The organism is Paenibacillus sp. LHD-117 (assembly GCF_030929555.1).
Taxonomy (GTDB): domain Bacteria; phylum Bacillota; class Bacilli; order Paenibacillales; family Paenibacillaceae; genus Pristimantibacillus.
In genome coordinates, this window is sequence record NZ_JAVFVT010000005.1 from 148,814 (window position 1) to 172,567 (window position 23,754).

Here is a 23,754-nt window from a genome sequence, read left to right on the forward strand (position 1 = left end):
TTATTCCAAGGTGCTCCTGAATTCATCGGCGTCGCGGTTCGCCTTGAGCTGGTTGCATTCATAGCATGCGCATACGCAGTTGACGGGTGTCGTGTGGCCGCCCTTCGCCCGCGGCAGCTCATGGTCGATCGTGTCGCCGTACTTTCCGCAGAAGCGGCACGTGTAGTTGTCCCGAGTCAAAATCAGCTTGCGGAATTCCTTGTTGCTGTACAATCGGCGGATCGTCGATCGGTTCACGACGACGGCCGCGCCTTCCTTGACCAGAATTTGCGCAAGGTCAAACTCCACCTCCTGATACCAGCGCCGGCCGTTATCCGTCTTGCCGCGCATGCGAATGAAACCGCTGGCGGTCGTCCTCAGGAAGGACGCGTCGGCCGGGTCGTGCGTGCCGCGCTTCGGCGGCTCCGCCAGCTGCCTCGCCGCCGCGCCGGTGCGGCGCTTGCGGCTGCGGCCGCGCTGCTTGCGCGCGGACGGATCGCCAGGCGCGGACGCGGCTGGCGCTTCTTCGCCCTCAGTCGCAGAGGGCGACGGCGCCTGTCGCCGCGGCTGCTTGCGCGGCGCAGCGGTTGCGCTACCCGCGGGATGCGAAGCGGATGCGGCCTCCTGCGCGGCAGGGAGGACGTCCTGCTGCGGCGCTCCCGCGCCTCGCGAGCGCCTTCCTTGCGGTACGCTTGGCACAGCCGTTCCGCCCGCATTCGGCGATTCGCTTGCCGGCGCGTTCGCCATCGCCGCAAGCGCAGCCGCCGCTCCATCGCCGGAGCCAACGCCGTTCCGTGCCGCCGCAGATTTCGCGGCGCCGGCATGATGCGCATGCCGGGCCGCGGCCTTCGGCGGATCCGCCTGTACGGCCGGCAGCCCGCGCCGGCAGTCCCGGCAAGTGCCTCGCCTGCCTTGCGCGCCTGCCCGACGGCCCGTCCGCCGCAGAAACTCGTTCAGCGGCTTCATCTCTCCGCACTGCACGCATAACTTCGTGCTTATATGTTCATTTTGGGTAGGATCGGAATGTTCGGTAGTCATACGTAGAGTATAGCACACAGGGGAAATTTACTAAACGTCCGAGTGCGGAACGGAGGAATCCGAAGCGGAATTCTCGAATACATACCATTGCCGATGATTCGGACTTCAGCGGTCCAGACCCCCTGTTCGCAAGCAGCACGGAATGTCAGGAACGGGTGCGGACCGTTTTGATACGATAAGACTCGAAGGAAGGTGACGCGCAAGTGGAAGCGCTCGTTCGCATGATGAACGCCCTGGATTACATGGAGACCAAGATGGAGGAACGGCTCGACATGGACGAAATCGCGAAGACGGCCTACGTCTCTCCGTTTCACTTCCAGCGCATGTTCCACATCTTGACCGGCATGACAGTGGCCGAATATGTGCGGAAGCGAAAACTGACGTTGGCCGCCCAAGAGTTGGCCTCCTCGTCCGTCAAGGTTTTGGATGTCGCGCTGAAATACGGCTACGATTCGCCCGAGTCGTTCTCGAAGGCGTTCCGCCGCATTCACGGCATCTCGCCATCCGAAGCCCGTCTTCCGGGCGTTTCGCTGAAGGCATTCCCGCGCCTCTCATTCCATCTATCATTGAAGGGAGATCAGGATATGGATTACAGAATCGAGGACAAAGAAGCGTTCACCATCGTTGGCAAGTCGCTTGCGGTATCCTGCAAAGACGGAGAAAACCATCGGGAGATTCCGAAGTTTTGGGGCAGATGCCACGACGACGGAACCGTGGCGGCTCTCGAAACAATGGCGCCAGGAGAGCTCGCGCTGGGCGTCTGCCTGGACATGAACGTCGAGACCGGCGACTTCACTTACATGATTGCCGTAAAGAGCGACTCGGACAAGGCTTCCGGCGAGCTTGTCGCCAGAGAAGTTCCCGCGTCGACCTGGGCAATCTTCACCTCCATCGGACCGCTTCCAGACTCCATCCAAACGCTGTTCGGACGCATCTTCTCCGAATGGTTCCCTGCCACGGGCTACGAGCATGCGGGCGGGCCGGAGATCGAAGCCTACACGGTAGGCGATACATGCGCAGATGACTACCGCTGCGAGGTTTGGATTCCGATCATGAAGAAATAACAGAAGAAGCTGCGACCGCAGCTTTCGCCGCCTGCCCTCGCGCAGGCGGCTTTTTCTTTTGAGACTTAAGGCAATTTTACGCAACGCAAAAGCCCCCTGACCGTCTCGGTCATGGGGGCTGCTTGCATGAGACGACTCTACTTGCCCGCGGGGTTTACTTAATCCGAAGCTCCCCGTCGTAGGAAGCGATGATGCCGTACAGGTCCGGACGGCGGTCGCGGAAGATGCCCCACTCGATTCGCTGCGTCTCCAGCTGGTCGAGGTCGAATTCGGCGACCAGCACCGTCTCCTCGGAGCGGCCGGCTTCCGCGATTTTGTTGCCTTGCGGTCCTGCGATGAACGAAGAGCCGTAGAACGTAATGGCGGAGTCCTCGTCGCCCTCTTCCCCGACGCGGTTGGACGCGATGACCGGCATGAGGTTGGAAGCCGCATGGCCTCTCATGCACATTTGCCAATGATCCTTGGAATCGATCGAGCCGTCCTGCGGCTCCGAGCCGATCGCGGTCGGGTAGAACAGCAGCTCGGCGCCCATCAGCGCCATGCAGCGCGCGGCTTCCGGGTACCACTGATCCCAGCAGACACCGATGCCGATTTTCGCGTAACGCGTCTTCCACACTTTAAAGCCGGTATCCCCCGGGTTAAAATAAAACTTTTCCTCATACCCCGGGCCGTCCGGGATATGGCTCTTGCGGTATTTGCCCAGCACCTCGCCGTCGGCGTCGATAACTGCCAGCGAATTGTAGCGCGCGTAGTTCTTCTTCTCGTAAAAGCTGATCGGGAGCACGACGTTCAGCTCTTTCGCGATGCCGCGGAAGTGGTTAATCGCCTTGTTCTCCTCCAGCTCCGTCGCATAGACGTAATAATCCGCTTTCTCCTTCTGGCAGAAATACGGCGTCTCGAACAGCTCCTGCAGCAGGATGATCTGCGCCCCCTGCGCCGCCGCTTCCCGCACCAGCGCTTCCGCCTTGCGGATATTCTCTTCTATATTCGTCGTGCAGCTCATCTGCGTGGCTGCTACCCTGACCGTTCTCATCGGAATGTCCTGCCTCCTTTAATCCTTAGTACGATTATGCCCGGCGTGCCGGCATCTGCTGCGTCGTGCAATGCACGTTGCCGCCTTCGCGAATGACGGCCATGCCGTCGATCGGGCGGATCCGGCGATCCGGGAACGCCGCTCCGAGCACTTCGATTGCCTTGCGATCCGTCTCCTCCGCCGCTCCGCCGAACACCGGCAGAATAATGCCGCCGTTGACGAAGTAGAAGTTCAGGTAGCTAAGCGTCAGGCGGGTTTCTTCGTATTCCGCAAGCGGCGGCTGCTCGATCGGGATAATCTCCAGCTTGCGGCCTTTGGCGTCTACCGCCTCGCTCAGTATCCGAAGATTCTCTTGCGTAATCTCGTAGTTCTCGTCGGAAGGGTCGTTGCATACCTGCAGGATGACCTTGCCCGGCGCCGCGAAACAAGCGATATTGTCGACATGCCCGTCCGTTTCGTCGCCGCTGAGTCCGCGCTTCAGCCAAATGATTTGGTCGACGTTCACGAATTCTTTGACGTAACCTTCGATCGTCTCTCTCCTCAGCTCCGGATTGCGGTTCGTATTGAGGAGGCACTCTTCCGTTGTCAGCAGCGTGCCTTCGCCGTCCGTATGGATGGAGCCGCCTTCCATGACAAGCGGCGCGTCGAATTGCTTCACGCCGACATGCTTCAAGATTTGCGGAGCGACGTCGTCGTCCAGATCCCACGGGGAATACTTGCCGCCCCATGCGTTAAACTTCCAGTTCACGCCCGCCAGCTCGCCGTCCCGGTTCACGACGAACGTCGGTCCGTTGTCGCGCAGCCAAGCGTCGTTATGCTCGATCGGCAGACATTCCACCGCCGCGTTGCTCGCGAACAGACCGCTTACCTTCTCCAAATCATCCGGATTCACGACGACCGTCACCGGCTCGAATTCCGCGATGGCGTTCACGAGCTCCGCGTAGCCATCGCTTACTTGCGCGTGATGATCCGGGTAAACCATGGAGGCTTGCACCGGCCACGAGATGAAGGTGCGCTCGTGCTCCGTCCACTCCGCCGGCATTGTATAATTCAATTGTTTCGGATTCATTGTGTTAGGTTCCCCCGTTATCGCAATCTTAAAGTACTTCAGATATCCAGTCGCTCTGAAACCATCCTTATCATATAACAAATCAACATTTGTCTCAATTCGTTCGTTCGAGTCTTGCGTCTACCCTAGGCCGATATTCGCCAGCGCTTGCTGCACGAAACGCTTATGGCGCTCCCACATCCGGCGTTCCGTCTCGCCGTCCAGCCCCCATTCCGACAACCGGGAAGCCGGTCTAAGGGCGGCCGTAAGATCCCAATAAGGAAGGTTGACGTATGAGAGGGTGGACATCAACTCTTGGTAACGGGCCGTGAATGCTTTCGATGCGTCCTCCCCGTAAGCCCAAAGAATCTCCAGCCGTGCGTTCGCCACGTCGGACAACGGATCGCCGGTTGCTGCGTCTTCCCAATCGATGACGGCTGCGATCGCTCCGTCCCGCCATAACGTATTTCCCGGCCAATAATCGCCGTGAAGGATGGCGTCATGGTTTGCTTCGACCAGCGGCCATGCCGCTTCAAGCACGTGCCGAATCAAGCATTCGTCCAGCGATTCGTCGAGTTTGGCGGGCTTATCCGCTAGCTTGCCCGCTACGCGGTCGGATTGGCTCGCTAGCTGCCCTTGCGGCAATGATGAGGCATCGATGCGGTGCAATTGCACAAGCGTCTCTGCCAATCGGCGCGCGCTCCCGTTCGGGTTGGGCTCGTCCATTCCCGAGCTGCCTTCTACGTAGGCGACGACGATGTACGGCGATTCTTCGGTGCCGCCGAGTCCTCCCGCTTCATAAGGCGTTGGTACCGGCATGCCCTGCGAATGAAGCAGCTCTAGCAATTCGAATTCCTTCCGGGCGACGTTAGGGTCGCGCCGCCAATCGGCTTCGCCATGCCGGCGGACGACGAGCTTCAACACCTCGCCGCTAGTCTCCAGCACCTCCAGCGCCGTAACCTCGGCCGATACGCCGCCCTCCAGCTTCCGGCTTCGCAGCAGCTTGCCGCCCGGGGCAATGCGTTCGACGACGGAATGCCAGCATGCTTGATTTTGTTCGAGATCGTTAGACAATTGCAATCTGCTCCTTCCATGGGGGAATGTCCCGTGCATGATTCATTGCTTCGCCGCACCGCATTTCTGGAAACGTTGTTTTTATATTATACTTGGAACATGACCAGAACAGGAGCTGAATGACCCATGAGTATGAAACAAGAGCTAATCTCCCGCCTGACTACATATGTGCAAGTGGATACGCAATCCGACGAAAGCAGCGACAACTGTCCTTCCACGCCCGGGCAACTGACGTTGCTGCGCATGCTGGTGGACGAACTGAAAAGCATCGGCATGGAAGACGTGACAATGGACGACAATGGCTACGTGATGGCGACTTTGCCTGCGAATACCGACAAGGACGTACCGACGATCGGCTTCCTCTCCCATGTGGATACGGCGACCGATATGACCGGCGCGAACGTGAACCCTCAAGTCGTTGAAGCCTACGACGGCGGAGACATCGTGCTGAACGCGAAGCAAGGCATCGTGCTCTCCCCGAAGGAATTCCCGGAGCTGACGGGCCATAAAGGCAGCACGCTGGTGACGACCGACGGAACGACGCTGCTCGGCGCGGATGACAAGGCGGGCATTACTGAGATCATGACGGCCATGGTCTACTTGCTGGCTCATCCCGAGATCAAACACGGCAAGATCCGCGTCGCCTTCACGCCCGACGAAGAAATCGGGCGTGGGGCGCACAAATTCGATGTTGCCGCGTTCGGCGCGGCATACGCGTATACGATGGACGGCGGACCGCTCGGCGAGCTGCAGTACGAAAGCTTTAACGCCGCTTCGGCGAACGTGACGATCAACGGCAAGAACGTCCATCCCGGCACGGCCAAAGGCAAAATGATCAACGCGACGAAGCTCGCGATGGAATTCCACGGCAAGCTTCCGGAGAAGGACGCCCCGGAGTACACGGAAGGGTACGAAGGGTTTTATCATTTGAACAACATTCAAGGCCACGTGGAACAGGTCAGCATGCATTATCTGATCCGCGACCACAGCCGCGAACGGTTCAACGAACGCAAGGCAGAGATGACGCGCGTGGCAGACGAGATGAAAGCAAAATACGGCGACGAACGCATCGTGCTGGAGCTGAAGGACCGTTACTACAACATGAAGGAGCGCATCGAGCCCGTCTTCCATACCGTCGAGATTGCGCGCGAAGCGATGGAGAACCTCGGCATCAAGCCGATCATCGAGCCGATCCGCGGCGGCACCGACGGCTCCCAGCTTTCGTTCATGGGCCTGCCGACGCCGAACTTGTTCACCGGCGGGGAGAATTACCACGGCCGCTACGAATACGTCTCCGTCGACACGATGGAGCTGGCCGTGAAGACGATCGTCGAGATCGCGCGCCTGTACGAAGAGCGGGCGTAACATGCTGCTTTGGCCCTGATGCACATTCGGCGGATTTAGGTGCGCGAGGCGAATCTAATTTGTTCCAGTGAGCTCATTTGGCGGATTTAGGTACGCGTGACGGACCAAATGCTCATCGACATGCCTGCCTCCCAAAAATCCAAAAGACCGTTATGCCGCTCCGGCACTAACGGTCTTTTTTCTACAATACACTTAGATACATGCCGAATTTAGTTCACTTGCTCGAGCTGCAGGTACGATTGCCTTACTTCGCCTCGCCCTCCCCCACACCATCGCCGCTCGAAGTTATCCCTCCAAGCCGCCGTTCACGATCGGCGCCCGACGCAAGGAACGCCCCTTGCCCCCGGCAATGCTTGAAGCGATGAGGAACTGCGCGGAGAAATACGTCGCCATGATCAGAACGCCCGACCACGGAACGTCGGAAACAAACTTGTTCCAAGCCAGAATGGAATCCGACGCCATGAACAGCAACGCCCAGCAGGTCGCATACGCGTTCCGGCTCATGATTGCAGACCAGCCCATGGCGCCGATGACCGCGATATAAACGACCACCGGAACCCACAGCCCGCTCTGGCTGTCGTCTGCCATAATACTCGCATGGAATCGGCTGCCAAGCAGAACCGAATAAGCAACGATGAGGATTCCGGCCGACAGACCGGCCATCCACGCGTTTCGCGTACGGATTGCCGGAACGCGATCCCGTCCTCCGTTCCCCTGAATCCTACCGCTTCCCAGCCAGCGCACAAACATTGCCGCCACGTAGGACAAATGCCCGATCAGAAACGACCCTAGCCCGAACACGAACCACGGATCGTCGGGCAGCAGGAGGAACGTATCTCCCCCGATGCTGAATAGCAATCCCGTCACAATCAAATTCCGATACTTCGCGCCTTCGCCGCCATCACTCCGCGATCCAACCGCCAGCGCAATAATGAGCGCCATAGGCAGCAGCTTGAAGATCCAATGCAGAAGCTCCACGTCCGACGATAACGTCGCCAGATGCACCAGACCGGTGCACGCGATGAGCCCGACGAGACTTTTTCTCCACATGCGCAACATCCTCCCCCTATTATCTGCATATCCAACTCGAGCACGATGTTCCCCCTCTTCCTTCCCATCACCGTAAGCAAGGCGCGGACGAAGGCGTTCAGGGTAATGGAGGCGCGTTGTTCTTGAATGCTAACGGAAACAGCGTACGCTATTCGGCTCTATTTAATCATTTTGAGAATCTAACGGAAATATATGGCCTTATCCTTGTTTTTCAGCCTGAAAAACGCCATTTTCAATGGAATAAGAGTTCCTGGTTCCGTTAGATATCCATAACAGCTCATAATCGCATGATAAGCGCGCTGAGTTCCGTTAGATCATCGATCGAATGATTACGGTCATTCGGGACGATCTACTAGTTAGATCCCCTGCCCGCCGATTCGGCGGTATACCCGCTCCGGCCTGCCGACGGTTCCATAAGAAATATCGGCCGCCAGCACGCCTTTCTCCACGAAATACTCCAAATATCTGCGGGCTGTTGTGCGGCTGAAGCCCGCTTTCTTGCCGAGCTCCTCCGCCGTCAGCGCCTCGGCGCCGCTCTCGATGAAGCCCAAAATTTTCTCGCTCGTAATCCGGTCGATACCCTTCGGCAGGTAAACATCCCGCTCCGCGCGCTCACCCGAGCTCCACAGCAGCTGATCGATGCCCTCTTGGTCAACCTGATTGCTTCCGCTTCCAAGCTTCGCAAGCCGCTCTCTGTATTTCTGGTAGGCTTTCAGCTTCTCCTGGAATCGTTCGAACACCACCGGCTTGATCATGAAGTCGAACACGCCGCCCCGAATGGCTTCCCGCACCGTATCGAATTCCTTCGCCGCCGTAATAATGATCACGTCCGTAAGCGGATGTTCGACACGGATATGCTCCAGCAGATCCATCCCGTTCAAATCGGGGAAATATAAGTCCAGCAATACCAGATCAGGCGACAATATTGCCAAATGTTCATAAGCCTGCCCCTGATCCATCGCAATGCCGACGACCTCGAAGCCCTCCACCTTCTCCACGAACCTGCGGTTGATGCCCGCGATCCGGGCATCGTCCTCGATAATGACGACCCTAATCACCACAATCCCCCTCTTGTCTTTGGCACCATGACCGTAAAGATCGCGCCTCCGTCCGGATGGTTCCGGAAGGAAATGGTCCCGCGTAGCTGCTGGACGGCCTGATTCACGATCGGCAGCCCAAAGCCCCGGTTATGCTCCTTTTTCGTCGAGTAACCGAGCTCGAATATCCGATCCGCTGCCAGCTCCGGGATCCCCTCGCCGTTATCGCTGATTTGGATCGTCAACACATCTCCCGTATCGACGAACAAAGCCATTACTTTTCTGCCCTCGGCACGCGACTCGAGCACGGCGTCCAGTGCGTTGTCGATCAGATTGCCGATAATCGTCACAAGAAGATTGCGGTCGAGGGTTTCCGGAATATCCTTGAAAGAGCTGCTCCGGTCGATATCGAGACTGACCTTCAGCTCGTTCGCCCGGTTGAACTTGCCGATCAGAATGCCGGCGATCATCGGGTCCGGGATTTCCTGCAGCAGAAACTGGATGAGATTCTGATGTACGTCCGTTTCGTGCGTAATCAGATCCATCGCCTCTTGATACGACTCCAACTGGATCAATCCGTAGATCGTATAAAGCTTGTTGGAGTACTCATGCGTCTGGGAGCGAAGCGCTTCCGTATATCGCTTCACCTGCGTAAGCTCTTCCGTCAGTCGAAGCAGCTCCGACTTGTTGCGGAAGCTCGATACCGCACCGACCACGTTATGCTGGCGGTCGAAGATAGGAAGCCTGTTCACGACGACCGCGCTGTCGCCGATCATCATTTCCTGATCCTTCTCAGCCTCGCCGGAAGCGATGACATCCAGCAGCCTCGAATCCGGAATTACTTCATGGATATGTCGCCCCGTCAGTTCCATCCGCATCTGCGGATCGATCAGCTTGGTCGCGGTATAGTTGGCCAGCGTGACGATGCCCTCCGCGTTCACCGCGATGATGCCTTCATGGATCGTCTCGAGGATCGCCCTTTTCTCCGTATACAGCAATCCGATCTCTTTCGGCTCCAGGCCATGAATAGAACGTTTCACGCTGCTCGATATCCAGATGGCCCCGACGCACCCGATCATAAGCGCGATAGCGGCGAGTACAAGGACCCGGTTACGGTACGCCTGCGCCGATGCTTCGATATCCTCCATCAGGATGCCGACCGAGACGATGCCGATAATTTCGTTGCGGTCATTATAGATCGGGGTTTTGCCCCGCAAGGAGGGCCCCATGGAGCCGATCGCTCTCGAAATAATGGATTTACCCTCCAGGACGGGGCCGTTATCCCCCCCGACCATGGTTTTGCCGATTCGGTCCGGAACGGGATGCGCGTAACGAATGCCTTCCCGGTTGCCGATGACGATATATTCGGCATCTGTTTCCTTCCGTATTTTCTCCACGATCGGCTGAATGGCCGCGGATGGTTCCACGTCATCGAACGCGTACCGGATGTCGTCCATTAAAGCGACCGTCTTCGCCAGCTTGAGCGCCGATGCGCCGACGTTCTTCTCCAGGGTGTTCACGAGCAAACGCTCGAAACTGAATGTAAGCGCAAGGATAATCAGAAACAACAGGCTTCCGATCAGCAGGATCATTCGCGTTTGTAATCGCATACATTTCCCTCCTTGCTTAATAATCCAAGACGATGCCGGTTGATTCCATTGTAGTCTACCTGCCTGTCCGAATACAGACCAAGCAGAGAATTCCGCCATAAATATTATGAACAAAATTAGCAAAATGAATCTTTTTCAACTTATGGCGGTATTCTGTTCAATCCCGCGGACCCGATGCTAGTATAGATACACAGTGAAGTAAGCGCTTACACAAAGCGCTTACAACTGACGATCCCGAGGGAGGAACAATCTCATGGCTAAAAAGATACACGGTTTCAAAATGATCGCGGCAGCCGCATTCCTGACGTTCAGTCTTGCCGCTTGCAGCGCAGGCGGTTCCGGCGGCGGCGCCGACTATCCGAACAAACCGTTCGTCGTTACGGCTCCATCCGGCGCGGGCGGCGGCTGGGACAAGACGGCTCGCTCGCTGACGAAGGTGCTCACCGACACGAAGCTGATCGAGCAAACGATGACCGTCGAGAACAAGCCCGGCGGCGGCGGAACGGTATTCCTGGGCGAATACGTGGCGAAGGACAGCAAGGATCCTTACAAGCTGTTCGTCAGCTCGCCCCCGATTCTGATCAACAATCTAAAGGCGGAAGGCAACAGTCCTTACGGCTATAAGGATGTTACGCCGCTTGCGCAGATGACGAAGGATTTCGGCGCGATCGCCGTATCCGCGGATTCCAAGTACCAAGACCTCCCGTCGCTGCTGAACGACCTGAAGGCGGACCCGGCCTCCATCACACTTGCGGGCGGATCCGCGCCGGGCTCTATGGACCACTTGATCAGCGTACTGCCGGCTTTCAAGTCCGGCATTGATCCGAAAGCGGTCAAGTACCTGTCTTACGATGGCGGGGGCGAAGCGCTGGCTGCTCTGCTCGGCAACAACGCGGACGCGATCGGCACGGACGTCTCATCACTCGGCAGCTATTTGAAAGCCGGCAAAATCCGCATCCTCGCTGTCACTTCCGGCGAAAGGCTGGGCGGCGACTACAAAGATATCCCGACGCTCAAGGAGCTGGGGCTGGATGCCGAATTCACAATCTGGCGCGGCGTGTTCGGTCCGAAGGAGATGACGGAAGAACAAATCGCCTTCTGGGATAAGACGCTGAAGTCGCTCTCCGAGAACGAGACGTGGACGAAGGAGCTTACCGCTAACGACTGGGCGAGCGAATACCGGAACGCGGCTGACTTCGCGACATTCCTGGCCGAGCAAGAGAAGGACGTTCAAGAGCTGCTGACCGCACTGGGCATGCAGAAATAATACGGAACAAGGTGAAACGGCTGTCGCCGTCCTTTGGCGGCGTGGCGCGTTTCATTCCGAGAAATATAGAGAAAGTAGGACGAAATCATATACTTTCCTATATTTCGCCATAGGGAGAGAGCGCAAGCTCTCCCCTTGCATAGAAAGGAGTTAACCTGCCGATGAACAAAACGTTCGACCGATACGCCAGCTTTGTGTTCCTGCTTCTCGGTATCGGGTTTATGTGGCAGAGCGCGGGCATCAGCTCTTCCGCTTACGGCAGCACGGTCGGCCCGAACATCTTCCCCTTCGGGCTCGGCGCGTTGCTTGTCCTGCTAAGCGTCCGCCTGTTCTTCGAAGCGCTGAAGGCCAAATCTTCCGACCGGAAGAGGGAGAAGCTGGACTACAGACGATTTTTGATTATTTTCGGGACGGCATTTCTCTATGCGTATTTCCTGGAGGTCATCGGCTACGTGATCGGAACGTTCCTCTTCCTTCTCGTCGGCTTCCAGACGCTTGAGAAAGGCAAATGGGTGAAGTCGATTCTGATTGCCGCCGCGTTCTCGATCGGTGTATACGTCATATTCGTTATTCTGCTAGAAGGCACCATGCCAGGCTTCCCGTCTTGGCTATCATGAGAATGGGAGGAACCCATAGATGAACATCCTGCATTTCCTGGCCGACGGATTCGCTACCGCCCTGCAATGGCATAACCTGTTGTTCGCGTTCGTCGGGGTGCTCATCGGCACTTCCGTCGGCGTGCTGCCCGGCATCGGGCCGATGAGCGGCGTCGCCCTTCTGATTCCCGTCACGGCGTCCATGACGGGCGGCCTTCCGCCGGAAGCCGCGGCGACCAGCTCCATCATTCTGCTCGCGGGCGTCTATTACGGCGCGATGTACGGCGGCTCGACCACCTCGATTCTGCTGAACACGCCGGGGGAATCGTCGTCCGTCGTCACGACGCTCGACGGCTATCAGATGGCGAAGCAAGGGCGGGCAGGTGCCGCTCTGTCCATCTCCGCCATCGGCTCCTTCGCGGCGGGCGTCTTCGCACTTATCGCACTTATCGCCCTTGCGCAGCCGCTGTCCAATGTCGCGATCAAGTTCGGACCGGCCGACTACTTTTCCTTGATGCTGCTCGGCCTATGCGCCGTTAGCGGACTCGCCGGGAAGTCGATCACGAAGGCGCTGATCATGACCGTATTCGGCCTGCTGCTGGCCACGATCGGCATGGATACGGTGTCCGGCGTCGCCCGCTTCACCTTCGGCATCCCGCTTCTGTACTCCGGGCTTGAATTTCTGACGATTGCCGTCGGATTGTTCGCGCTCGGCGAAGTATTCAAGACGATTCTGGAGCGCGATTACGTCTCGGGCGCAACCGCGAAGATCGGTCGCATCCTTCCGACCCGGCAAGATCTCAAGGATAGCGCGGCGCCGATCGCGCGCGGCTCGGCGGTCGGTTTCTTTATCGGCATTCTGCCCGGCGCGGGCGCCACTTTAGCCTCTTTCTTCAGCTACATCCTGGAGAAGAAGATCAGCAAGAAACCGGAGTCGTTCGGCAAAGGCAACATCGCCGGCGTCGCGGCCCCGGAATCCGCGAACAACGCCGCGTCCGGCGGCGCCATGATTCCGCTGCTGACGCTCGGCATTCCGGGCTCCGGCACGACCGCGATTCTGATGGGCGCGCTGATCATGTACAACGTCCAGCCGGGTCCCTTATTGTTCGAGGAACATCCGGAAGTCGCCTGGGGCCTCATCGCGAGCATGCTGATCGGCAATCTGCTGCTGCTCATTCTGAACATGCCGCTCGTGAAGGTGTTCGCGAAGATCATCCAGACGCCGGCCAAATACCTGATCCCTATTATCGTCGCCATCTCCATCTTCGGCGTGTATGCCGTGCAGGCGCAGATTTTCGACCTGATGCTGTTGCTTGCCTGCGGCGTGGCCGGCTTCCTGCTCGCCCGCAACGATTATCCGCTCGCTCCGCTCGTGCTCGGCCTCGTGCTCGGGCCCATGATCGAAAACAACATGCGCAGGGCGCTGACGACGTCGAACGGAGACTTTATGATTTTCCTGCAGAAGCCGATGTCTCTCGCGTTCCTCGTCATTGCCTTGCTTTGGATTGCCGTTCCGATCCTTCTGAAGCGTCGGGGCAAGGAAGTCGTCATCAATGAGGAAGGATAACGGGACGAGCTCACGCCGTTCAAACTAACTTCGCTTCGGACTTGGAAGCAGATCGCAGAAGGCAGGTGCACCATGAACCCTAATAAACTAGGCGGCAAAAGCGTTATCGCGCGCATCGAAATGAACACGGACGAAGTCGGCTTCGGCGCGGTCGCCTCGGCCATCTTCGAAGCCGGCGGCGACATCGTCGCGATCGACGTGATCCAGACGAGCAAACACCAGACGGTGCGAGACATTACGATTACCGTCGCCGATACGGTTGATATCGCGATCATTACCGAGCGTATCCGCAGTCTTCCGGGGGTGCGGCTGGTCAACCTGTCCGACCGTACCTTCCTGCTTCATCTCGGGGGCAAAATCGAAACCAAGCTGAAGGCGCCGATCAACAACCGCGACGACCTGTCGCGCGTCTATACGCCGGATGTCGCGCGCGTCTGCCTCGCGATCCACGAGGAGCCCCGCAAGGCGTTCACCTTGACGGTGAAACGCAATACCGTGGCCGTCATCTCCGACGGCAGCGCCGTGCTCGGCCTCGGCAATATCGGCCCGTACGCCGCCATGCCCGTCATGGAGGGCAAGTCGATGCTGTTCAAGCAGCTGGCCGACGTGGACTCCTTCCCGATCTGCCTGGACACGCAGGATACGGAGGCCATTATCGCCTCGATCAAAGCGATCGCGCCCGCCTTCGGCGGCATCAACCTAGAGGATATCTCCTCGCCGCGCTGCTTCGAGATCGAACGGCGGCTGCGCGAAGAGCTGGATATCCCCGTCTTCCATGACGATCAGCACGGAACGGCAGTTGTGCTATACGCCGCGCTCATCAACGCGCTGAAGGTCGTAGACAAGCCGCTGCGGGATTTGAAGGTGGTCGTATGCGGCATCGGCGCGGCAGGTGTTGCCTGCAGCAAAATTTTGCTGTCGGCAGGCGTTCGCAACCTCATTGGCGTCGACCGCCATGGCGCGCTCACCGCGGATCAAACCTATGACAATCCGATGTGGCAATGGTATGCCGAACATACGAATCCCGGACGCGCCAGCGGTTCGTTGCAGGATGTTATTCGGGGAGCAGACGTGTTCATCGGACTATCGGCGGGCGGCTTGCTGAAGCGCGAGGATGTCCAGGCGATGGCCGATAAGCCAATCGTGTTCGCCATGGCCAATCCGACGCCGGAGATATTGCCGGAGGAAGTCGAGGATATTGCCGCGGTCATCGCCACGGGGCGTTCGGACTACCCGAACCAAATCAATAACGTGCTTTGTTTCCCGGGCATCTTCCGCGGCGCGCTCGACTGCCGGGCATCGGCCATCAACGAAGAGATGAAGCTGGCCGCCGCGGAAGCGATCGCCTCGTCGATCTCGGAGGAGGAGCTTGGCCGGCATTACATCATTCCGAGCGTGTTCAACCAGAACGTCGTAAAAGGGATTCGGGATCTCGTCATTCGGGCGGCCATCCGGACGGGCGTCGCCAGGCGCATTCCGAGGGAATACCGGTAACCGCTTCATCATTCAGCGAGAACGGGGGATGGTTTTCCTATGAAGTCAAGCATTCGATCGATTGTCGATATTAATCAAACGGCTGGCGCTTTCCAATCCAGCATCGTTCTCCGTACAGGCGACAGGTTTATCGACGCGAAGAGCATTCTCGGACTCAGCATGACGCTTTATCGCGACCAGACGTACCGGCTCGACATCCACGGTCCCGACGAAGAAGAAGCGAAAGCCGCCATGCTCGACGTCTTCCTGAAGTATGGGCTGCTGGTCGAAATAAACGATTAATGATCCTGGAATGATGCGGCTTCCGCGCCAAACCCCCAATCCATAAGCATGCGATTGGGGGGTTTGGTTTTTTTCACGCCCGAGCCTTGCAACAAACAAAAGCGTCATCCGCTCCTCGCGAATAACGCTTCCCCAATGTCCGCACTAAAAAAGGCGGTTAAATTTTAACGTCCCTCCAAATCCTTCACAAACGCGCTCGTCGGTACCTGCTTCTCATCCTTTAGCGTGCCGAAGATCGCGTCCACGAACGGCGTCGAGACGCCGTACCAGAAGTTTTCGTTCTTGAAGTGATGCAGCAGATGCGTCTTCTTTACCCACTTCCCGAGCTTCGTTCTCGGCTGCAGCGGCCGATGAGCGACATAGTGCTTCCATTCATAAATAAGCAGCATCGCGATGAGCCCCGCGGCGAAAGCGGCGGACGCGTCGGTCAAGTCCGTTATCAGATAACACGCGCCAACGAACACGACGAAGATCGGCAGACTGTACCAGAGGGGGAGGAACAAAAGCTTGAGATCGTTCGGAAAGCTGTGGTGATCATAGTGTAAGCGCTTAAGCAGTTTGAGGAAAAACGGATTGCTTGGGGCCTTCAGATGAAAGAAAAACCGATGCGTCAAGTATTCGCTGAACATAAAGCCGATTAGGCCGGCCGCGAAAAAAATCGCGCTTCGGAAGCTCGCGCCGTACAGCGCAAGATGCGTCCCCGCGATGGCCGCCAGCAGCGCAACCATCACCGTAATATCCGCGTGCAGGAAAAAGTCTTTGTACAATTGCTTTTTGGTCATCGGAGCGCTCACCCGCTATGATCTATGATTTGCGTTCAATACGATTTCATCATAGCCGAACCGGGCTGTCAACCTTTCGACTGCTGTCATCCGGCGTTGACTACAAGTTCAAGCTGATCCAATCTGCGCCGCTAGCTCCTGCTGATGGCCGAGCAGGCGACCCAATACGCCGTGGGGGTCGCCTGCTAACTCCTCGTAACGTCCGCTCTGCACGATAGCGCCGTGGTCGACGACAATCACTTGATCCGCATAGCGAATCGTCGATAGCCGGTGCGCGATGACGATAACCGTCACCTGCCCTCGCAACCGCTCCAGCGTCTCCTGCACTCGCCGCTCCGTCTCCGTATCCAAGGCGCTGGTAGCCTCGTCTAGAATGAGAATGGAGGGCTCCCGGAGCATCGCACGCGCAAGCACCAGTCGCTGCTTCTCTCCCCCGGATAGCCGGATGCCCTTGTCCCCGATTTGCGTATCCAGTCCAAAGGGCTGCCTTCGGACGACTTCCGCGACGGAAGCAAGCTCCAGCGCTTCCCATAGCTGATCGTCGGTGGCCTCCATCTCCATGATCAACAAATTCTCCCTTATGCTGGCATTAAAGAGGAACGGCTCTTGCGGGACATAGCTGACGGAACGTCTGAAGGACAGCAAATTCTCCTCGGTCAACGTCTGCCCGTCGATCCGAACTTCTCCCCGTTCCGGGCGGTTGAGCCCCATCAGAACGTCGGCCAGCGTCGTTTTGCCTGCGCCCGATGGGCCTACGATCGCCGTCATTCCCTTCGCTGGAATTCGGGCGCGAACGTTTTTCAGTGCATACGCCTCCTTCTGGCGGTTATACCGGAACCAGACCCCATGAAGCTCTATGCCATTCTTCAGCTCTGCAGGCCGGATATCGCGGAAGCTTGCGTTCCGCAGCTCCCTCGACTGTTCGCAGTCCTTCTGAAGCTCGACCAGCGCTTCGAACGACGGAATCATGCTCGACAAGTTCTCCAGCTTGGATTGAATGCGGACGATAACCGGCCATAACCGCGAGAATAGCAGCACCACAAGCAGAAGCTGGGCAGGCTGCGACTGGAAGAGGTTGACTAGCAGGTACACGGATCCGGCAAGCAGGACGGCGGACGCGATGTTATAAAGAAATTGCGAATTCGTCTTCAGCTTCGTGAACGCGACGGCGTTATGTTCGGCCTGGCCGCAGACGTCGCTCATCCAATCCGCGTGCGTCTGCTCCAACGTATTGCTTTTAATGTCTTTAATCCCGTTCATGTGATCCGTTATGCCGGCGATGTACATTTTGGACAGCTTCAAATTCTCCTGGCCGAACTGTTCGGACTTCCGCGTGAAATACCGGGAGCTTGCGAGTAACAACAGCCCTGCCGTCAATATAGCAGCCGTGAGCCACGGCGATAGCAGAAACGCAAGGACGATCTTGACTGCCGCGAAAATAAGCGAGGACATAAACTGAAAATAAGAACTTAATCCGTTTTTCACCTGAGCGATCTCCGTCGTCATTAACTTGACGATATCGGATTTTCGATGCCGGATGAAGAAATCCCAATCCGCTTTCAACAGGCCTTTGTACGTTTCTTCCCGAAGCTTGCGGATGAAGGCCTGCTGGATTTTTTTGTTCAGAATGGTTTGATGGCGGTTGAACAAGCTTTGGCAGACGCTTATGACCACATAAGCGATGAGAATGGCCGTCAGGCTCTGCGTGCGCGGCACGCCCTCGAACAACTCGAACAACCAGCCCACATACGGGATTCCGCTGGCGTCGAAGTCCACTAGACCCGTAATGCCCAGCAATGGAAGGATGAGGAGGATGCCTACCGACTGCAGAATGCCGATGACTAGCAAAGCCGCGGAGTTCAGCCATAGGACGGGACCGGCGAAACGATAGATTCTCCCCGCAAAGTCGATGATATGGCTCATGGATGGAGATCGCTTGCCGGTCTACCATCGTTGCCGTCTTGCCGGATATCGCTGATCATGACGCGTTCTCCTTCTCCGAAGCGAGTGCATCCAGCACGAGCCGAACCAAGCCCGGCGCGGAATAGAGGTCGGCGGGCCGGCTTAGTTTTAACATTTCGGTTCGATTCGCCAAGCTGGAGGTTGTGCGGAAATGCCATTCCATCAACCCCATCGGTTCAATCAAGGAGCGATGGAAGGTGTGATGGGCGAGTGTCCGCAATCGTTCTGCCCCTTGGATGGGAGCAAGGCTTAATGCATCGTCGCCTTCCTTCTTCACCAGTTCGAATATGCCTGCCAGCGGCAAAGCTTGATGGGTGAACCGCGTCACGGGAATCGCGTATTTCGTACGGAGTCCCGTCGCGGATTCGCCCGATCGAGCCTGGCGTTCATAAACGGTGCGGTATTCTTCAACGCCCATGCCCATTTCGCTCAGACTCTCCTGCCACAGCTTCTGTTCCGGCAGAGCCGGCCATACCGTCGCGGCTTCCTTCTCCGTCCCATGCAGGACGACCGGTATAATGTCATCGCTAATAAACGTGAATCCTTGATTCAGCAACGCTTTCGCCATCGTCGACTTGCCCGCCCCCGAGAAACCGACGATCGCATAAGCAAGGCCATCTAGCGCAATCGCGCTGCCATGCAACGGTAGAATCCTTCGCTGCAGCAGCAGAATCGCCATGCAATAACCGTCGAGGAATAACCGGATCCGCTCCAATTCGGCGCCTTCCTCGGGCGTAACGACCACCCTGCGGCCGGCTTCGACCATATAGATCGCCGTATTCGCAATTCGGAATAAGACAGTATTGTCCTGCACGACGAAAGCCTCTTCGGGCGTGGATAACGACTCCCACAGCGCCGCCTCGTCCCCCCATTCGATTACGACATCCACCATTCCAGCGCGCTCCTCCGCGGGCTTCGAGCCGGGAAACGGAATGTCGGAAGCGATATGAAATCCAAACGCCTTATATAAGTAGCGGTCGTTCTTCTCGAACATGGCTTCGCCTCCGATGGGTACGATTCAATTGTTCTTTTTAAAGAACATTTAGTCTCATTTATTCACCATGAATAAGCCCTCACCCCGCAAGGAAAGGGACAAGGGCTTATAGACAAACAATATTGCCTGCGTCTGCCTTAACTGCCGAAGCCGATGCTGGACGATCCTGAACCTGAGCCCGAACCGGAGCCCGATCCTGATCCGCCTTTGTCTTTGTCAGGCTTCTTTGCCGTCATCTTAATATCAAGCGCTTCCAACCTCGGTGTTACCCACAGTTTCTTCTCCAAACATAACACCTCCAATTAAACCGAATCACGCTTCGCTGTAATGCAATTCGTTCTTTATTAAGAACGATTTAAGATGATTGTACTGCTCTCTTTACACAATGTCAACAATCAATCTTGAGCCATATCGTATTTACATAAGCAAGCCGGAAGCCGGCCTTCTCCATGTTGCCGTGGCTGACCGATCCGAACTCGACGTCCGTATAGAGGCGCTTCAAGCCAAGCTCGGCGGCATCGTGCATTCTTGCCTTGAGCAGCGCCGACTGGCAGCCTCTGCCTCGGAAATCCGGGAACGTATAGTCGTTCGCGATATAACCCTCTTCCCCATGTAGGAACATCGACCCCATCGCCGCGGGATGGTCATCGATCCGAATCATGTAATTGCGGAAGTTCGGCGCATGGAAGCAATCCCGCGTCCTCGCAATCGTTGCTTCGTTTATGTTCAAACCTGGATTGGACAAGACGATCCATTCGATGAACGTATCCGCGGCGGCGGCATCCGTTACCCGTTCGATATGAAAAAGCGACCCGGCCTGCCAGTCCTCCGAACGTTCGGTATACAGGAAGGCGAGCTGCTCCGCTGGCGCGTACCCTCTCTCGGTCAACGCGATGCCGATATCTTCCGTCATATTCGGGGGCGCCATGTCGAAGCTGGGAGCGAACCCTTCGTACGCAGCCAGAATGTCATCCAGCTCGGGCAGGTCCGCGGGACCAAAACCTTTGACCCGATTATAATAGACGGAATCCGGTGCCGTACGTTCGATAAGCAGCGTAGTCTCCCCGATACGCTTCGCCTCTAGCCGCTTCTCGACTCCGGAGAGCGCGCGGATCGCGTTCCATTGGGTCAGCTCCAGCTCCATCCGTTCGGCTCTCCGTACAAGCTCCAGCGGCTTCAGCCGTTCTTGATCATTCATCTTACACGCCTCCTTACAAGCAAAGCACACACGCTTCGGCTTTCCCGATCGTTGCTCTCATTATACCCCAAACCCTCATTCAACCTTTGCGTCCGTCAAACCCCATGCAGCGCATCCAGCGCAGCCTGTTCATCCTTTAGGAAAAACGCCTGCTTCCCTTGGTTGCATTCATAAATAAAATCCTTTAAGCTCTTGCTGCCGTATCCGCCGAAGTCGCCGACAATCGCCAGCTTCACTCGATAGTTCGTGTACTTCTGCAAGATCTCGCCCGCCAGCCCGGTCTTCAAGTCGAAAAAAGCTTCGGCCAGCATTGTTTTGTCGAGCAGCAGCTTATTGCAGCCATCCTCGTTGTAGCTCACCGTCGCCATCAGATCAAGCGCATCCTGCGCGTCTTGGATGACAACTTCTCCGCTTTCAATGATCGCAACTCTGGAGTCGCCGCGGGAATCGATGCGTATATTCATGCCGATTGTCCTCCTTTCTCTCCTTGTTCAGGCAGCGGACGAAGCTCTCTTCTACCGTGTATGTGGGCGACGCCCTCCTTGCAGAGACCGTACGGCTCCCATCGGCAGTCCGAGCACAAGGTCCGGATATCGTCCGGCTGGACGTTGCCCGCTACCCTCTCCAAAATGCTGGACCAGCTTGCGCTGTCTCCGATCTTCATCCCCACCTTCGACAAAATGTCGCTATCCTTCCGGAAAACCGAATCGTTCCGGCAATGGGAATGCTGATCTGCCGGGAACGCGCGGCAAATATCGTCGGGACCTTCGATGATCGCGATCTCCGTCTCGGGGCGAACCCGCAGCGTCTCGTAAATTTCCGTCATATTCGTACAGAACCCGTCCGAATAGCCCTTGCCCCGGTAGCCTAACAAGCAGAGCAGATGATGCCCTCTTAGCCGAATCGTCATGAATCTTGCCTCCCTCTACCCTTCTAGCGAACCGCCTTCTCGAATATCCGGACCAGCTCGTTCGTATAGGCTTCCAGCCCGGTGCTCTTCGCGATGGCGGGGTTTAGCAAATATTCGCCGATCGCCCCTTGAATCGCGGTTGCCATCACTTCCACGCGGAATACCCCGAACGCCCCTTCCTGCTGCCCTTCGCGCAACAGCCTGGTAAGCTCCATCATAATCGGCTCTTCGTCATCCGGATCGTTCAGCTTGTAATACGGAACGTTCTCCGGCGTCCGTGCGTGGAAGATGATCTCGAGCAGCGCCGTATACCGTGACGGATGCGCTTCCTGATAAGCGAGGCTCGAAGCGATGAACGCTCTCAGCCGCTCCGCAGGCGTCGCTGCCTTGCGTACTTGTTCCACAATATATTCGGTCGATTGCCCGACTAGTCTCATAAGAAGATGGTTCATCAAGTCGTTTTTGTCGTCAAAATGGTACGAAATCAGCGCCGTGCTGATCCCCGCCCGCTTCGCGATCTGCGACAAGCTGGCGGCCGCGAATCCGATCTCGTCCAAGGTCGCGATCGCCGCTTCCATCATTTGTTCGCGTCTCGCTTCGGAAATAAACGAGCCCTTCCCATCGGATTTGCGTTCATCGCTCATACCAATCCCTCATTCATTCTTTTTCTTCGACAGCAGCTTAGCCGTAATGATCGCCGCGATAATAAGAAGCGTCAACCATAACCCGCTTCACTTGAAGCTGAACCCTTCGAAGGAAGCACCGTCCGCCAGCCACTCGATACCCATGCCCGCCGCCACGCAGATGACGATCACGAGTCGAAGCGCCAGAATAAACGGGATCATGGACCCTGCTAGAATCAGCATGTTTTTGCTGTTATTGTCGCGGTTGCCGGTCAGGTACCCGATGGCCGCGCCGAAGCAGAGCAGCCCTCCCAGCACCATTAACCCCGGCTGAATCCAATGATACCAATGGAAGTTCGGCCAGTCTATCCGTTCTTGATAAAAAAACCATGTTCCAGCCAACACTAGAATGCCCGCCAATAAGCTCAAAACCGCCAATACCCGATTGTTCATGCCGATCCCGCCCTTATAATTTGATTATATAATCAATAATTTGAATGATCGATCAAATTATAGCAGGGAACCGTATTGGTTGCAATCATGGAAAGATCCAAAAATTACTTACTATTGTTGAGAAACATTAAATTATATAGTAAACTAGAAAGAAAATAAGGAGGGCTTACTCCCATGACGATAGATAAGAATCAGAAGAAGATGGAAATCGGCATCAGCACGTTCCTGGAAGCGACGGGCGGACCCGCGAGCCATGCGGAACGGCTGCGCAACGCGGTAGAGGAGATGGTCCTCGCCGACCAGGTCGGACTTGACGTTTACGGCATCGGCGAGCATCACAGACCGGATTACGCCGGCTCCTCTCCCGCCGTCGCCCTCGCGGCCGCAGCCGCAACGACAAAGCATATTCGGCTCTCCAGCGCCGTTACAGTGTTGTCCTCCGACGATCCGGTTCGCGTCTACCAAGACTTCGCAACGCTCGACGGCTTGTCGAACGGCAGGGCCGAGATCATGGCGGGCCGCGGTTCGTTTATCGAATCGTTCCCGCTCTTCGGTTATAGCCTTGACGACTACGACGCCCTGTTCGAGGAGAAGCTGGAGCTGCTTCTCGCGATCCGCGACTCGGAGAAGGTTAGCTGGAGAGGCGGACATCGTCCAGCTTTCGACAACCTCGGCATCTATCCAAGAGCCGTGCAGAACCCGCTTCCGGTATGGATCGCCAGCGGCGGCAATCCGGAGTCGGCCGTTCGCGCGGGCGTGCTCGGCCTGCCGATCGCCTTCGCCATCATCGGAGGCTTGCCGGAGCGGTTCGCGCCGCTCGTTGATCTGTATCAGCGGGCTGCCATCAAAGCCGGCCACGACCCGCGCAAGCTGCAGATCGCAACGCATTCGCACGGCTTCGTCGGCGATACGACGGACCAGGCGGCCGACTTGTTCTTCCCTTCGACGCAAGCGCAGATGAACAAGATCGGGCGCGAGCGCGGCTGGCCGGCTTACGACCGCTCGGCGTTCGACGCAGCCCGCACGCTGCGCGGCGCCCTCTATGTCGGCGACCCCGAGTTCGTGGCGGAGAAGATCGTCCTGCTGCGCAAGAACCTTGGCGTCACCCGCTTCTTCCTGCACCTGAACGTCGGAACGATGCCGCATCGAGAGATGCTCCATGCGATCGAGCTGCTCGGCACCAAGGTCGCTCCGATCGTGCACAAGGAGCTGGCTCGTACCGAAGCGCAAGCTTAAACGCATCGGTTTGGCGCGTGGCTATTCGCCACTCGTTGCCGTTATTTTCGTGAGCCGGTCATACAAAAAAACCTTCGCAACTGCAAGCAGCT

The 23,754-nt window shown here is 57.1% G+C and carries 24 protein-coding genes; 8 read left to right on the forward strand and 16 right to left on the reverse strand.

Annotated features, from left to right (window positions below):
* A complete protein-coding gene (locus RB620_RS05345) occupies nt 1-1,017 on the reverse strand; it encodes an HNH endonuclease (protein ID WP_308092526.1) in 1,017 nt (338 codons plus the stop codon).
* 203 nt (nt 1,018-1,220) lie between these two features.
* On the opposite strand from RB620_RS05345, the gene RB620_RS05350 reads away from it, so the two are divergent.
* Entirely contained in the window at nt 1,221-2,081 is an 861-nt protein-coding gene (locus tag RB620_RS05350; RefSeq protein ID WP_308092527.1) for an AraC family transcriptional regulator, read from the forward strand.
* A 154-nt stretch (nt 2,082-2,235) separates the two neighbouring features.
* Here the strand turns inward: RB620_RS05350 and aguB are convergent, their stop codons facing one another.
* The 3 genes from aguB to RB620_RS05365 form a co-directional block, all read right to left on the reverse strand.
* A complete protein-coding gene (gene aguB / locus RB620_RS05355; RefSeq protein ID WP_308092528.1) occupies nt 2,236-3,114 on the reverse strand; it encodes an N-carbamoylputrescine amidase in 879 nt (292 codons plus the stop codon).
* Between the two features lie 34 nt (nt 3,115-3,148).
* A complete protein-coding gene (locus tag RB620_RS05360; protein WP_308092529.1) occupies nt 3,149-4,183 on the reverse strand; it encodes an agmatine deiminase family protein in 1,035 nt (344 codons plus the stop codon).
* 120 nt (nt 4,184-4,303) lie between these two features.
* A complete protein-coding gene (locus tag RB620_RS05365; RefSeq protein ID WP_308092530.1) occupies nt 4,304-5,236 on the reverse strand; it encodes a phosphotransferase family protein in 933 nt (310 codons plus the stop codon).
* A 132-nt stretch (nt 5,237-5,368) separates the two neighbouring features.
* Between RB620_RS05365 and pepT the strand changes: the two genes are divergently transcribed.
* Nucleotides 5,369-6,601, forward strand: coding sequence for a peptidase T (pepT, locus tag RB620_RS05370; protein ID WP_308092645.1), 1,233 nt, complete (start codon nt 5,369-5,371; stop codon nt 6,599-6,601).
* 285 nt (nt 6,602-6,886) lie between these two features.
* On the opposite strand, the gene RB620_RS05375 is transcribed toward pepT, so the two are convergent.
* The 3 genes from RB620_RS05375 to RB620_RS05385 all read right to left on the reverse strand — a co-directional run bounded on the left by RB620_RS05375 (nt 6,887) and on the right by RB620_RS05385 (nt 10,298).
* Nucleotides 6,887-7,651, reverse strand: a complete 765-nt coding sequence (locus RB620_RS05375; RefSeq protein ID WP_308092531.1) for a lysoplasmalogenase — start codon at nt 7,649-7,651, stop codon at nt 6,887-6,889.
* A 356-nt stretch (nt 7,652-8,007) separates the two neighbouring features.
* A complete protein-coding gene (locus RB620_RS05380; RefSeq protein ID WP_308092532.1) occupies nt 8,008-8,709 on the reverse strand; it encodes a response regulator in 702 nt (233 codons plus the stop codon).
* Nucleotides 8,706-10,298, reverse strand: a complete 1,593-nt coding sequence (locus RB620_RS05385) for a sensor histidine kinase (RefSeq protein ID WP_308092533.1) — start codon at nt 10,296-10,298, stop codon at nt 8,706-8,708. The genes RB620_RS05380 and RB620_RS05385 overlap by 4 nt, the downstream gene beginning before the upstream one ends.
* A gap of 253 nt (nt 10,299-10,551) precedes the next feature.
* Here RB620_RS05385 and RB620_RS05390 point away from each other — a divergent pair, with 253 nt between their 5' ends.
* The 5 genes from RB620_RS05390 (at nt 10,552) to RB620_RS05410 (ending at nt 15,504) form a co-directional block, all read left to right on the forward strand.
* Nucleotides 10,552-11,565, forward strand: coding sequence for a tripartite tricarboxylate transporter substrate binding protein (locus RB620_RS05390; protein ID WP_308092535.1), 1,014 nt, complete (start codon nt 10,552-10,554; stop codon nt 11,563-11,565).
* A 161-nt stretch (nt 11,566-11,726) separates the two neighbouring features.
* Nucleotides 11,727-12,182 (forward strand): tripartite tricarboxylate transporter TctB family protein, encoded by a 456-nt coding sequence (locus RB620_RS05395; protein ID WP_308092537.1) that lies wholly within the window; start codon nt 11,727-11,729, stop codon nt 12,180-12,182.
* A 19-nt stretch (nt 12,183-12,201) separates the two neighbouring features.
* Complete coding sequence (locus RB620_RS05400; RefSeq protein ID WP_308092538.1) at nt 12,202-13,728, forward strand: tripartite tricarboxylate transporter permease; 1,527 nt, start codon at nt 12,202-12,204, stop codon at nt 13,726-13,728.
* A 72-nt stretch (nt 13,729-13,800) separates the two neighbouring features.
* Nucleotides 13,801-15,222, forward strand: coding sequence for an NAD-dependent malic enzyme (locus tag RB620_RS05405; protein WP_308092540.1), 1,422 nt, complete (start codon nt 13,801-13,803; stop codon nt 15,220-15,222).
* A gap of 39 nt (nt 15,223-15,261) precedes the next feature.
* Nucleotides 15,262-15,504 carry an HPr family phosphocarrier protein gene (locus RB620_RS05410; protein WP_308092542.1) on the forward strand — a complete coding sequence of 81 codons (243 nt, stop codon included), beginning with the start codon at nt 15,262-15,264 and terminating at the stop codon, nt 15,502-15,504.
* A 164-nt stretch (nt 15,505-15,668) separates the two neighbouring features.
* On the opposite strand, the gene RB620_RS05415 is transcribed toward RB620_RS05410, so the two are convergent.
* The 9 genes from RB620_RS05415 to RB620_RS05455 all read right to left on the reverse strand — a co-directional run bounded on the left by RB620_RS05415 (nt 15,669) and on the right by RB620_RS05455 (nt 22,426).
* Nucleotides 15,669-16,286 carry a sterol desaturase family protein gene (locus RB620_RS05415; RefSeq protein WP_308092544.1) on the reverse strand — a complete coding sequence of 206 codons (618 nt, stop codon included), beginning with the start codon at nt 16,284-16,286 and terminating at the stop codon, nt 15,669-15,671.
* Between the two features lie 108 nt (nt 16,287-16,394).
* Nucleotides 16,395-18,209, reverse strand: a complete 1,815-nt coding sequence (locus RB620_RS05420; RefSeq protein WP_308092546.1) for an ABC transporter ATP-binding protein — start codon at nt 18,207-18,209, stop codon at nt 16,395-16,397.
* 55 nt (nt 18,210-18,264) lie between these two features.
* Nucleotides 18,265-19,242, reverse strand: coding sequence for an aldolase (locus RB620_RS05425; RefSeq protein ID WP_308092547.1), 978 nt, complete (start codon nt 19,240-19,242; stop codon nt 18,265-18,267).
* Between the two features lie 137 nt (nt 19,243-19,379).
* On the reverse strand, nt 19,380-19,529 hold the full coding sequence (locus RB620_RS05430) for a hypothetical protein (RefSeq protein ID WP_308092548.1): 150 nt from the start codon (nt 19,527-19,529) through the stop codon (nt 19,380-19,382).
* A 101-nt stretch (nt 19,530-19,630) separates the two neighbouring features.
* Nucleotides 19,631-20,440 carry a GNAT family N-acetyltransferase gene (locus RB620_RS05435; RefSeq protein ID WP_308092549.1) on the reverse strand — a complete coding sequence of 270 codons (810 nt, stop codon included), beginning with the start codon at nt 20,438-20,440 and terminating at the stop codon, nt 19,631-19,633.
* A gap of 95 nt (nt 20,441-20,535) precedes the next feature.
* Nucleotides 20,536-20,904, reverse strand: coding sequence for a DUF4180 domain-containing protein (locus RB620_RS05440; protein ID WP_308092550.1), 369 nt, complete (start codon nt 20,902-20,904; stop codon nt 20,536-20,538).
* Complete coding sequence (locus RB620_RS05445; protein WP_308092551.1) at nt 20,901-21,350, reverse strand: DUF1284 domain-containing protein; 450 nt, start codon at nt 21,348-21,350, stop codon at nt 20,901-20,903. The genes RB620_RS05440 and RB620_RS05445 overlap by 4 nt, the downstream gene beginning before the upstream one ends.
* 23 nt (nt 21,351-21,373) lie before the next feature.
* On the reverse strand, nt 21,374-21,994 hold the full coding sequence (locus RB620_RS05450; RefSeq protein ID WP_308092553.1) for a TetR/AcrR family transcriptional regulator: 621 nt from the start codon (nt 21,992-21,994) through the stop codon (nt 21,374-21,376).
* Nucleotides 21,995-22,081: 87 nt separating this feature from the next.
* Nucleotides 22,082-22,426 (reverse strand): hypothetical protein, encoded by a 345-nt coding sequence (locus RB620_RS05455; protein ID WP_308092554.1) that lies wholly within the window; start codon nt 22,424-22,426, stop codon nt 22,082-22,084.
* Nucleotides 22,427-22,600: 174 nt separating this feature from the next.
* Here RB620_RS05455 and RB620_RS05460 point away from each other — a divergent pair, with 174 nt between their 5' ends.
* Nucleotides 22,601-23,662 carry an LLM class flavin-dependent oxidoreductase gene (locus tag RB620_RS05460; RefSeq protein ID WP_308092556.1) on the forward strand — a complete coding sequence of 354 codons (1,062 nt, stop codon included), beginning with the start codon at nt 22,601-22,603 and terminating at the stop codon, nt 23,660-23,662.
* Nucleotides 23,663-23,754 lie beyond the last annotated feature (92 nt).